Below are 11,391 nucleotides of genomic sequence, written 5' to 3'. Positions count from 1 at the left end.
GGCGTCGCTGGGGATCGCGGCGGTGCACGAGTGCGGTGGGCCGGAGATCCGCCGAGGCGCTGCGCACACAGGCCGAGTCCGACCGGGACACTGCCCGCGCGCAGCTGGCCACCCTGCACGCCGACCTGGCCGCCGAGCGCCGCCGGGCCGCCGACCTGGCCGCCGAGCGTGACGCGGCGCGGGCCGACGCCCAGCGCGCCGGACAGGCCACCGCCGAGGCGACCAGCAACGCCGAGCAACTGCGGGCGCAGGCCGAACAGCTGCGGGCGGACACGGACCGGGCCCGCACCGACGCCGACCAGGCCCGCGGCGAGGCCGAACTGGCCCGGGCCCAGGCCGCCGAGGAGCGCAGCGCCGCCGAGCAGGCCCGGGCCCACGCGGCGACGGCCCACGCGGACACCGAGCGGGCCGAGCGGGAGCGGGCCCGGGCCGACGCCGACCGTGACCGGGCGCAGGCGGCGGTGCGGCAGGCCAGCGAGGACCTGGCCGCCGCCAACTCCCATGCCGACACGCTGCACACCGACCTGGCCACCGCGCGGGCTGCCGCGAGCGCCGCCGAGCGCCAGGCGGCGGAGCTGACGGTACGGCTGCGTGCCGCCGAAGCCGACCGCGACGAGGCCCGCCAGCGCGTCGCCCAGCTCGCCGGCCAGGTCGCCGACCTCGCCACCGCCCTCACCCGCCTGACCCCCGGACCCTGACACCCGGCCCATCCCCATCCGCAGTGCCGCGACAGGCTCCCGAAATACCGACCCCGCCCCCGCCCGGCCGGGCGTCGATCATACACTTTTGGTGCCCCGCGAAAGCCGCCAATGCCTCATATCGGCAGCCATAACTGCATGATCGGCGAGGCGTCGGCGCCGGGTGGCCGGCTCCACTGGCCGATGGGCAACCGCGGGCGGGCACGGCGGCTGCCTAGGCTCGCCGCATGAGGGAGCGCATCAGCCGGCCCAGCGCACCGCACGCCGGAGTGCCGGCATGAGCCCGAAACCGACCCTTGCCGACCCGGCTGCACCCCTGGCGGGTACGCGGGCGCCGCGTTGGCTGCTGCCGGCGGAGTTGGCCGAGCCCGATCCGACCCGGCCGCGACCCCGCCGCACGGTACGCGACTGGGTGGTGGACGTGCTGCTGTTCACCGGCGCGGTGCTGGTCGGCCTGGACGCGTGGGCGGAGCAGCCGCCCTACTACGCCGACGCGACGCCGACCTGGATGCTCACCGTCGACCCGTGGGTGGGCGTGGCGTCCTGCCTGGCGCTGTGGTGGCGGCGACGGTTCCCGCTGGCGCTGGCGATCGCCCTGGTGCCGGCGCTGATGCTGGCCGGCACCGCGCTCGGGGCGTCGATGGTGGCGGTGTTCAACCTGGCGATCCGCCGCGACTGGCTGCCGGCGTCCCTGGTCACCGTGGCGTACCTGGTGCCGACGCTGCACTTCTCCGCGCTGCACCCGCCGCCGGACGCGAGCAGGTCGATGGCGTTGGCGTTCATCGGCGTGGCGTACCTGGTGCCGCTGAGCTGGGGGATGGCGACCCGGGCCCGCCGCCAGCTCATTCTGGGGCTGCGTCGCGACGCCGCGCGGCAGCGGCAGGAACACCAGCGGCGCCTGGCCGACACCCGCCGGGCTGAGCGGGAACGCATCGCCCGGGAGATGCACGACGTGCTCGCCCACCGGATCTCGTTGCTGTCGCTGCACGCCGGCGGCCTGGCCTACCGCACCACGCAGGCGCAGGCCGGCGCGGGGTTGCCGCTGGCGGCCGGCGAGATCCGCGAAGCGGCCGACGTGATCCGTGACGCGGCCGCGCGGGCGCTCGACGAACTGGCCGAGGTCCTCGCCGTGCTGCGCGACGCCCCGGCGGCCGCGGCGGCCGCGCCGCAGCCACGGCTGACCGACATCGCCCGACTGGTTGCCGAGGCGCGGGCCGCCGGGCAGCGGGTCAGCTTCGAGATGGTCTGCGCCCCCGGCACGGCCGAGGCGCTGCGGCCGGCCACCCAGCGCACCGTCTACCGCACCGTCCAGGAGGGACTGACCAACGCCCGCAAACACGCACCGGGCGCGCCCGTCGAGGTCCGCGTCGACGCCGCTCCCGGCCCCGGCGTGTCGGTGACGGTCAGCAACCCGGTGCCGCCGGGTCCGCACGGCGGGCCGGGCGCCGGCGCCGGCCTGACCGGGCTGGCCGAACGGGTCGCCCTCGACGGCGGCACCGTCGAGCACGGCGTCGTCGACGGGTCTTTCCGGCTGACCGCCCGGCTATCCTGGCCGGCGTGACGGCGGGCGCGCGGATCCGGGTACTCCTCGTCGACGACGACGCGCTGGTGCGTACCGGGCTGCGGCTGATCCTCGGCGGGGCACCGGAGCTGGAGGTCGTCGGTGAGGCGGCCGACGGGGTGGACGTCGCCGACGCGGTGGCCCGGTCGCGTCCCGACGTGGTGCTGATGGACGTGCGGATGCCGCTGCTGGACGGGATCGCGGCGACCCGCGGCGTCACCACCCGGGCCGGGCAGCGGCCGGTGGTCATCGTGCTGACCACCTTCGACGCCGACGCCACCGTGGTCGAGGCGTTGCGGGCGGGTGCGGCCGGGTTCCTGCTCAAGCACACCCCGCCGGAACGGATCGTCGACGCGGTCCGTCGGGCCGCTGCCGGCGAGCCGGTGCTCTCCCCCACTGTCGCCCGGACGCTCATCGACCGCGTCGCCGCCGGCGGGCCACCTGACGCCCGCCGGCAGCGGGCCCGGGAACGGTTCGCCCTGCTCACCGAGCGGGAGCAGGAGGTTGCCCGGGCGGTCGCCGCCGGGCTGTCCAACGCGGACATCGCCGCCCGGCTGTACCTGTCCGTGGGCACGGTGAAGGCGTACGTGTCCAGCGCGCTGGCCCGGCTGGAGCTGACCAACCGCATCCAGTTGGCCCTGATGGCCCACGACGCCGCCGAGGGCTGAGATCGGGGCGGCGGCCGGGGGCGGCAGCGGTCGATGATGGTGGCATGGGCAAGACGTACGAGCGCATCGACGGCCGGCTGCGGCAGTTCATCGAGGCGCAGCCGCTGTTCTTCACCGCGACCGCCCCGCTGGCCGGCGACGGCACGGTCAACCTCTCCCCGAAGGGTCTGCGCGGCTGCCTCGCCGTGCTCGACGAGCTGACCGTCGCCTACCTGGACTTCGCCGGCAGCAACGCCGAGACCATCGCCCACCTGCGGGAGAACGCCCGGATCACGCTGATGTGGTGCGCCTTCTCCGGCCCGCCGTCGATCGTGCGGGTGCACGGCCGGGGTGAGCCGGTGTTCCGTGACGATCCCCGCTTCCCGGGGCTGCTGGCCCATTTCCCGGACATCGACAGCGCCGACCACGGGTTGCGGGCGATCATTGTGGTGCACGCCCGGGTGATCCGCGACACCTGCGGCTACGCGGTTCCGCTGATGACCTACGACGGCGACCGGGACCTGCACGCCCGGCGGTTCGCCCGGGAGGACGACGCGTCGCTGGACGCGTACTTCGCCGGCAAGGACGACGTCGCCACCAGCATCGACGGGCTGCCCGGGCTGCCCCTGCCGCTGCCGCCGACCCCACCGGCCGGCTGACCCGCCCCGGCGCGTCACCGACCGTCGCGCCCGCGCGGGTGTCCCGGCCGGTTACCATTCCGGCTGGCGGAGACGGTCCGCCGTGACGACCCGGCCGGGGACGACCCCGCCGGGCGTACGCCATGGCCAGCTACCCTTGACAGCGCACCCGCGGGAGCGGGCCGTCGAGGCCTGGCCGCGGGAATGGCCCGGCGCAGGCGGACCGTTACACCGATAGGACCAGCACCACCAACGAGGGAGTGTCGATCATGGGCGAGCGTATGCTGCGCGGTAGCCGGCTGGGCGCGGTCAGCTACGAATCCGACCGCAACACGGAGCTCGCGCCGCGGCAGACCCGCGAGTACCTGTGCGCCAAGGGTCACCAGTTCGAGGTGCCGTTCGCCGTCGACGCCGAGGTGCCGACCACCTGGGAATGCAAGTTCGACGGCAGCGTCGCCCGGCTGGTCGACGGCAGCGAGCCGGAGCAGAAGAAGGCCAAGCCGCCGCGCACCCACTGGGACATGCTGCTGGAGCGACGGTCGATCGCCGAGCTGGAGGACATCCTCGCCGAGCGGCTGCAGGAGGTCCGTACCCGCCGCGGTCGCGCCTGACCCACATCACGATGGTGCCCCCGGGAGGTTCTCCCGGGGGCACCATCGCGATGTGCATGGGCCGATTGAGTCAGCTGTTGCGCGGCTCCACGATCTCGCCCTCGATGGCCTGGCCGTCGTCCACCACGACCGGCTGCGCCGGCCCACCAGCCGGCTGCTGCGGCGCCGTACCGGTCGGCTGCTGGGGCGGGGCACCCGCCGGCTGCTGCGGCGCGCCACGGTACACCCGCACCCGGCGCGGCCCGAACAGGTCACCGGCGGCCATCGACGACACCCGGCGCTCGGTGGCCCGCTGCATGCCACCGCGGGCGAGCCGACGCACCGGCGGCACCAGCAGCACCAGCCCCACCAGGCCACTAAGCAGCCCCGGGGTGGCCAGCAGCAGCGCGCCGAGCAGACCCACCAACCCGTCGGTGACCTGGCGACCCGGCGGCCGGCCGGACTGCGCCGCGTCCCGGAACCCCCGCCACGCCCGGATCCCCTCCCGGCGCAGCAGCACCAGCCCCAGCAGCGAGGCCGCGAACACCAGCAGTGTCGCCGCGCCGAAGCCGATCGCCCGGCCCACCATCACGAACACCGCCAGCTCCGCAGCCACGGAAACCAGCAGGGCCAACGGTACGAACCTCACTGCCCGGCGCATATCACCCCATCCGCCTCACGGCCTCATCGTCTCCGGCCACCCCCGGCGGCGCAGCCGTCCCGTACGTCCAGCATGACACGACCCGGCTCAAGGCCACCGGGCCTGCCCCGACGTGGCGCCCCGCCATCCGCGTCGCACCGCGCTACGCCGGTCACTCACCGCCCAGCCGGTGATCCGCCACAGCGCCTCGGCCACGATCAGCGGGCTCATCTTGCTGGCGCCGCGTTCCCGCTCGGCGAACGTGATCGGCACCTCCACGATCCGCGCCCCGGCCCGGTGCGCCAACCGGGACAGCTCCACCTGGAACGAGTAGCCCTGCGAGCACACCGACGCCAGGTCCAAGGCGTCCAGCACGGCCGCCCGGTAGACCCGGTAACCGCCGGTCGCGTCGGCCACCGGCATGCCCAGGGCCAGCCGCGCGTACAGGTTGCCGCACCGCGACAGCAGCAGCCGCCGCAGCGGCCAGTTGACCACCCGTGCGCCGCGGGTCCACCGCGACCCGATCACCACGTCCGCGTCGCGGGCGGCGGCCAGCAGCGCCGGCAGGTCCTCCGGGGCGTGCGAGCCGTCGGCGTCCATCTCCACCACCGCGTCGAAGTCACGCTGCCGCGCCCACGCGAACCCCGCCAGGTACGCCGCGCCGAGCCCCTGCTTGCCCTCCCGGTGCAGCACGTGCACCCGCCGGTCGGCGCGGGCGATCTCCTCGGCGATCTTCCCGGTGCCGTCGGGGCTGTTGTCGTCGGCGACGAGGATCTCCACCTGCGGGGCGGCCCGCCGGACCCGCCGCACGATCGCTGTGACGTTGTCGGCCTCGTTGTAGGTCGGGATGACCACCAGCACCCGGCCCACCCCGGACACCCCGGTCACCGCCGGGCGGATGTCGGTCCTGCGCATCACCGCTGCCCCCCTCACACCGGGCCGTCGGCCGCCTACCCGGGCCGGCGGCGCAGCACGGCCGCCCCGGCCAGCGCGACCACGGCCAGCCCCGCCAGCAGCACCTCCGGCAGCACCCCGACCCGGGTGGCCAGCGTCTGCCCCTCGGTCAGCCGCAGCTGCCGCACCACGACCGCACGGGTGTTGAACCCGGTGGCATCGCTTACCCGCCCGTCCGGGGTGACGAACCCGGACACTCCGACCGTGGAGGCCATCAACGCCGGCCGCCCGTGCTCCACCGCCCGCAACCGCACCATGGCCAGCTGCTGGCGGGCCTCGGCCACGTCGAAGGTCGCGTTGTTGGTCTGCACCACCAGCAGCTGCGCGCCGCCGACGACGGTGTCCCGGACCAGCCCGTCGTAGGCGACCTCGAAGCAGATCACATCGCCGAGCACCGCCGCCGGCGTACGCACCACGCCCGGTTCGGTGCCGGCCACGAAGTCCGAGCGGACCCGGTCGACCTGCTTGCTGACCATCCGGGCGATGTTGCGCAGCGGCACGTACTCGGCGAACGGCACCGGGTGCCGCTTGATGTACAGCTGCTTTAGGTCCGGGCCGCTGCCCGGGCGCCACAGCAGCCCCGCGTTGCGCACCTGTCCCTGTTCCGGGCCGACCAGCACCGCCCCGACCAGGATCGGCACGCCGATGGCGTCCGTGGCCGCGGAGATCCGCGCCCCGGCGGCCGGATTGCGCAGCGGGTCGATGTCGCTGGAGTTCTCCGGCCACACCACCAGGTCCGGCCGGGGCTGCGTACCGGCGGCGACCTCACCGGCCAGCTCGATGGTGGCGTTCACGTGGTTGTCGAGCACCGCCTGCCGCTGGGCGTTGAAGTCCAGCCCGAGCCGCGGCACGTTGCCCTGCACGATGGCCACGGTCACCGCGTCCCCGGCCCGGGGCGTGGCCACCGGCACCAGCAGCCCGCCGGCGAGCAGCAGCACCACCGCCGCGGCGCAGCCGGCGGCCGGCGCCCACCACCGTCCGTCCGGCGCGTCCCGGCGCGTCCGGGTCAGCCACCAGACCCCGGCGACGAGCAGCCCGCCGGTCAGCGCCACCGCGAACGTCACCAGCGGGGCGCCGCCCAGCGCGGCCAGCCGCAGCAGCGGCGAGCCGTCCTGGCTGAACGCCAGCCGCCCCCACGGGAACCCGCCGAACGGGGTGCGGTCGCGCAGCGCCTCCTGCCCCACCCACAGCACCCCGGTCAGCGCCGGCCACACCGCGGGGATCCGGTCGGCCAGCGGCGACACCCACGCCGTGGCCAGGCCCAGCAGCGCCAGGTAGCCGGCCTGCAGCAGCGACAGCAGCACCCACGGCAGGTAACCGGTGTGCAGGTTCGTCCACGCCAGCAACGGCGCGAACAGGGCCACCCCGGTCAGGAAGCCCAGGCCGGCGCCGGCCCGCAGCCGCCGCCGGTGCGTCGCGGCGGCCAGCAGGGCCACCCCCACCGGCGCCAACGGCCACCATCCGTACGGCGGGAACGCCACCAGCAACGCCAGCCCAGCGGCCACCGCCATCGCCACGGCCACCGGCAGGCGGATCGGGCGCGGGGCGGGATCGGGGTGGCCCGGCGGGGTGGTCGCGGCGGCGCGGTCCACGGTCGTCACGGGCGAGTCGGGCGGGATCACGGGGCGAAGGCTACCCGGCCGCCGCGGATACATCCGCGTCGCCGGTCGCCCCGGCGGGGCGACGTGCCCGCCGGGGCGACCGGAGCACCCGTGGCTACCGGCGGCGGGCGAGCAGGACGGCGTCGTGGATGACGATGTCCCGTCCGTCCGGGTCCACCGCAGCCCGGGGTCGGGTCTGCGCCGCCAGCACCTCGAAGCGCCCCGGGTCGAGATCCGCGGCGACCTGCTCGGCGGTGTACATCATCTCCGGGTAGTGCATGCGGTGGGCCGTGGTACGCAGGTCCTGCGGGTGGTGCCCGACGATCAGCAGCCGGCCGCCGGGTGCCACCGCGTCGGCCAGCCGGGCGAACAGTTCCCGCCGCGGCTCCGGCGGCAGGTGCATGAACTGCGCCGACACCAGGTCGTAGGCGCCCTCGGCGGGTGAGGACCGCAGCAGATCGGCGTGGGTCCACTCGATGCGCTCGGCGACCTGCCCGCCGGCGGCCTTCGCGTGGTCGGCGGCCCGCGCCAGCGCGGTGGTGGAGATGTCCACCGCGGTGACCGTCCAGTCCCGCTCGGCCAGCCACACCGCGTCGGCGCCCTCGCCGCTGCCCACGTCCAGGGCCCGCCCGGGGGGCAGCTCGGCGGCCTCGGCGACCAGTTGCGGGTTGGGTCGGCCGCTCCACACCGCCGGCCGGGACTGGTAGCGCTCCTCCCAGGCCGCCTCCGTGAACATGGCCTCCCGTTGCCGCCGGTGCTCCGTCACCGCGTCCCGGGTGTCCTCACCCACCAGGTCGCCGTTGATCGCCGCCCCGGCCAGCATGCCGGCACCGGCGGCCCGGATCACCTGGGCGAACACGTCGGCGACGTTGCCGGCCACCCACACCCCCGGCACGGCGGTGGCGCCGGTCGGGTCCGCGGGGATCTGCCGGCCGATCACCTGACCGGCCGTCTCCACGTCGACCGGGGCCAGGCCGAGCGAGTCCAGCAGCCCGGCGCGGGCGGTCATCCGGGTGGCCACCACCACCGCGTCCAGCGCCACGGTCTCCCCGGAGGCCAGCCGTACCCCGGTGAGGGTGTCGTCGGCCACCTCCAGGGCGGCGACCGGGCCGGGCACCACGGTGATGCCCCGCGCGGCGAGCCGCTCCTGCTCCTCGGCGTCGGGTGCCGGGGCGTCGTGCAGCAGGAGCAGCACATGCGGGCTCCACTGCCGCCACAGCTGCGCGTGGTGCATGGCCAGGGGGCCGGTGGCCAGCACCCCGATCCGCCGGTCGCGGACCTCCCAGCCGTGGCAGTACGGGCAGTGCAGCACGTCCCGGCCCCACCGCTCGGCCACCCCGGGCACCTCGGGCAGCTCGTCGATCAGGCCGGTGGTGACCAGCAGCCGCCGCGCCCGCAGCGTACGCCCGCCGTCGACGGTGACCACGAAGTCGGCCCCGTCGCGGTCGACGGCGGTGACCCTCCCGTCGACGATCTGCCCGCCGTAGCCGGTGACCTCGTCCCGGCCGACGGCCATCAGCTGCGCCGGGGGCATGCCCTCCCGGCCGAGGTAGTTGTGCACCCCGCCGGCGGGGGCGTTGCGTGGTTCACCCGCGTCCACCACCAGCACCGTGCGGCGCGCCCGGGCCAGGGTCGCGGCCCCGGCCAGCCCGGCGGCCCCGCCGCCGACCACCACCACGTCGTACCTGTCGTCCATCCGTACCCCCCTCGTCGCTCCGGTCGACCACACGCTGCACCCAGCCCCCGCCGTACGACAAGTATTGTTGCTGTTATGGCAAACGACGAGGCGGCGGTGCTGGCGGCGGTGGGCCCCCGGTTGCGGGCCCTGCGCAAACGGCGCGGCACCACCCTGAGCGACCTCGCCGAGACCACCGGCATCTCGGTGAGCACCCTGTCCCGGCTGGAATCGGGGCAGCGCCGACCCACCCTGGAGCTGCTGCTGCCGCTGGCCCGCGCCCACCAGGTGCCACTGGACGAGCTGGTCGGCGCGCCGGCCGTCGGCGACCCCCGGGTACGTCCCCGCCCGATCGTCCGGCACGGCATGACGTTCCTGCCGTTGACCCGCCGTCCGGGCGGTGTACAGGCGTTCAAGCAGATCCTGCCCCCGCACACCCCTGCCGACCCGCAACCGCAGTCCCACGAGGGCTACGAGTGGCTGTACGTGCTCTCCGGCCGGCTGCGGCTGCGCCTCGGCGAACACGAGCTGACGCTCGCTCCCGGGGAGGTTGCCGAATTCGACACCCGGGTGCCGCACTGCGTGTCCAACCCGGGCTCGGAACCCACCGAGGTGCTCAACCTGTTCGGCCCGCAGGGCGAACGCCTGCACGTGCGGGCCCGCCCCGCCACCGGCTGACCACGGTCTGGGCCGGGCCGGCGCGGAAACGAAGTCGGGGCGCGGCATGAGCCGCGCCCCGATGCTCCCAGGCCCTCCCCGGCCGGTGCGGCGAGAATGTGGCACGCCGACCTTCGGACCGACCGGACGGTGACTGGCTGCCCCCGCCGGGCCGTTGTCTACTGGCCGTGCACCCCACCCTGCCCGAACACCGGTAACCGCAGCCGGTTCGCGCCGCCCCGCCGACCCCCGCCCGCTGGACCTGGCCGCCGCGACGAACTGCATGTCGCTCGGCCAGCGGACGAAGGGACGAAGCGAACAGCAGCCGCTTCCCGTGGTAGGACTCAAAGACGGTACGTGGCCCACCCCGGGACTTGTCAACCCACCCCCGCCGAGTCGCAAACATCACCTCGGCGTGTCGCGTCAACGACCCTCCGGACATCGACGGCGGACCGGACCATCGGGTCCACTGTGCTCAGCCGAGCAGTGGACGCAGCAGCGCCCGGGCCGCCGCCCGATGGTCCGCCACCAGCAGCCCGGCCGCGGCCAGCACATAGTCGGTGTCCACCACCGGCCGGGCCGCCCGCGGCAGCGCCCACCCACCGGCGTGGTCGGCCAGCACCGCGTCCAACACCCCCGCCGCGTCGTTGTCCCGGGCGTGCCGCAGCACCCCACCGGAGCCGACCAGCAGCCGCACGTCCCGCAGGTCCCGCCCGGCCCGCTCACCGGTACCCACCCCACGGGCGTGCCGGCGCAACGCCACCGTCGCCGCCAGCGCCGCGATCCGCGCGTCGACGGCCCGCCCGGCCGCATCAGCCGGCAGGAACCCGGGATCGGCGCCCCGGACCGCCGCCGCGGCGGCCAACCCGTCGCGCTCCGCCGCCGCGACGAGACGTTCCTCGACGGCCGCCCGCACCACCCCGGGGGCGCTCCACCGCATCCCCAGGTCCCCCTCCACGGTCCGCGCCCGCCACAACGCGCCGGCCACCTCCCGGCCCGGCCCGCTGGCCCGCTCGTCGGGGGTGAGCACCGAGTACACGTCCGTGGTGGCACCACCCACGTCGACCACGGCCAGATCACCACCGACCACGTCGGCCAGCGCCTCCACCCCGGTCAGCACCGCATCCGGGGTCGCCGCCCGCACCAACCGGGCGAACCGGCCGCCCCGCGACAACCGCTTACCACCGATCACGTGCCGCAGGAACACCTGCCGGATCGCCGCCCGCGCCGACACCGGCGCCAGCACCCCGATGCGGGGCAACACGTTGTCCGCCACCGTCACCGGCACCCCCGCGCTGGCCAGCAGCCCCTGCAGATCGTCCCGGACGTCGACGTTGCCGGCCAGCACCACCGGCACCCGCCAGCGGGCCCGCGCCAGCCGCGTCGCGTTGTGGGTGAGCGTGTCGGCGTCCCCGCCGTCGGTGCCACCGACCAGCAACACCACGTCCGGGCGGGCCGCCCGCAACGCGGACAGCTCCGCCCGGCCCAGCCGGCCGGCCGCCACGTGCACCACGTCCGCCCCCGCCGACAGGCCCACCCGCCGGCCCGCCTGCGCGGTCACCAGCGGCTCGTAGCCGACCACCGCCAACCGCAACCCACCACCGGCCGACGAGCACACGTACCACGGCACGTCACGCACCCCGAGCCGCGCGGTCGCGGCAGTGACCGCGGCGTCCAGGCCGTGCAGCACGTCCGTGCCGACCGTGGTCGGCGCCGCCGCCGCCGCGACC

The 11,391-nt window shown here is 75.7% G+C and carries 10 protein-coding genes and 1 pseudogene; 6 read left to right on the top strand and 5 right to left on the bottom strand.

Features of this window, described 5'->3' with window-relative positions:
• The 5 genes and pseudogenes from AB0M52_RS22415 to AB0M52_RS22395 form a co-directional block, all read left to right on the top strand.
• Nucleotides 1–698: pseudogene (locus AB0M52_RS22415) on the top strand (hypothetical protein); the annotation flags it as partial.
• A gap of 277 nt (nucleotides 699–975) precedes the next feature.
• Nucleotides 976–2,259, top strand: coding sequence for a histidine kinase (locus AB0M52_RS22410; RefSeq protein WP_363956827.1), 1,284 nt, complete (start codon nucleotides 976–978; stop codon nucleotides 2,257–2,259).
• Nucleotides 2,247–2,927: a response regulator transcription factor gene (locus AB0M52_RS22405; RefSeq protein WP_363956833.1), complete on the top strand. Its 681-nt coding sequence runs from the start codon at nucleotides 2,247–2,249 to the stop codon at nucleotides 2,925–2,927. Before AB0M52_RS22410 ends, AB0M52_RS22405 begins: the two co-directional genes overlap by 13 nt.
• Before the next feature lie 44 nt (nucleotides 2,928–2,971).
• Nucleotides 2,972–3,565, top strand: a complete 594-nt coding sequence (locus AB0M52_RS22400; RefSeq protein WP_363956824.1) for a pyridoxamine 5'-phosphate oxidase family protein — start codon at nucleotides 2,972–2,974, stop codon at nucleotides 3,563–3,565.
• 248 nt (nucleotides 3,566–3,813) lie between these two features.
• Complete coding sequence (locus tag AB0M52_RS22395; RefSeq protein WP_046564157.1) at nucleotides 3,814–4,155, top strand: RNA polymerase-binding protein RbpA; 342 nt, start codon at nucleotides 3,814–3,816, stop codon at nucleotides 4,153–4,155.
• 70 nt (nucleotides 4,156–4,225) lie between these two features.
• Here AB0M52_RS22395 and AB0M52_RS22390 read toward each other — a convergent pair whose 3' ends face one another.
• From AB0M52_RS22390 to AB0M52_RS22375, 4 genes are all read right to left on the bottom strand, one after another.
• Nucleotides 4,226–4,795: an FxsA family protein gene (locus tag AB0M52_RS22390; RefSeq protein ID WP_363956821.1), complete on the bottom strand. Its 570-nt coding sequence runs from the start codon at nucleotides 4,793–4,795 to the stop codon at nucleotides 4,226–4,228.
• Between the two features lie 87 nt (nucleotides 4,796–4,882).
• Nucleotides 4,883–5,689, bottom strand: a complete 807-nt coding sequence (locus AB0M52_RS22385) for a polyprenol monophosphomannose synthase (protein ID WP_363956818.1) — start codon at nucleotides 5,687–5,689, stop codon at nucleotides 4,883–4,885.
• A 35-nt stretch (nucleotides 5,690–5,724) separates the two neighbouring features.
• Nucleotides 5,725–7,239, bottom strand: a complete 1,515-nt coding sequence (gene lnt, locus AB0M52_RS22380; protein WP_363956830.1) for an apolipoprotein N-acyltransferase — start codon at nucleotides 7,237–7,239, stop codon at nucleotides 5,725–5,727.
• A 205-nt stretch (nucleotides 7,240–7,444) separates the two neighbouring features.
• A complete protein-coding gene (locus AB0M52_RS22375; RefSeq protein ID WP_363956815.1) occupies nucleotides 7,445–9,025 on the bottom strand; it encodes a bifunctional NAD(P)/FAD-dependent oxidoreductase/class I SAM-dependent methyltransferase in 1,581 nt (526 codons plus the stop codon).
• A gap of 75 nt (nucleotides 9,026–9,100) precedes the next feature.
• On the opposite strand from AB0M52_RS22375, the gene AB0M52_RS22370 reads away from it, so the two are divergent.
• Nucleotides 9,101–9,682 (top strand): XRE family transcriptional regulator, encoded by a 582-nt coding sequence (locus tag AB0M52_RS22370; RefSeq protein WP_363956812.1) that lies wholly within the window; start codon nucleotides 9,101–9,103, stop codon nucleotides 9,680–9,682.
• A gap of 454 nt (nucleotides 9,683–10,136) precedes the next feature.
• Here AB0M52_RS22370 and AB0M52_RS22365 read toward each other — a convergent pair.
• On the bottom strand, nucleotides 10,137–11,391 hold a 1,255-nt coding region (locus AB0M52_RS22365; RefSeq protein WP_363956809.1), incomplete at its 5' end, for a glutamate mutase L.

The sequence above is a fragment of the Micromonospora sp. NPDC051296 genome (assembly GCF_040682255.1).
In the GTDB taxonomy this organism is placed as follows: domain Bacteria; phylum Actinomycetota; class Actinomycetes; order Mycobacteriales; family Micromonosporaceae; genus Micromonospora; species Micromonospora craterilacus.
The sequence above is the reverse complement of the archived record's forward strand: the minus strand, read 5'-3'. Positions and strand labels throughout refer to the sequence as shown.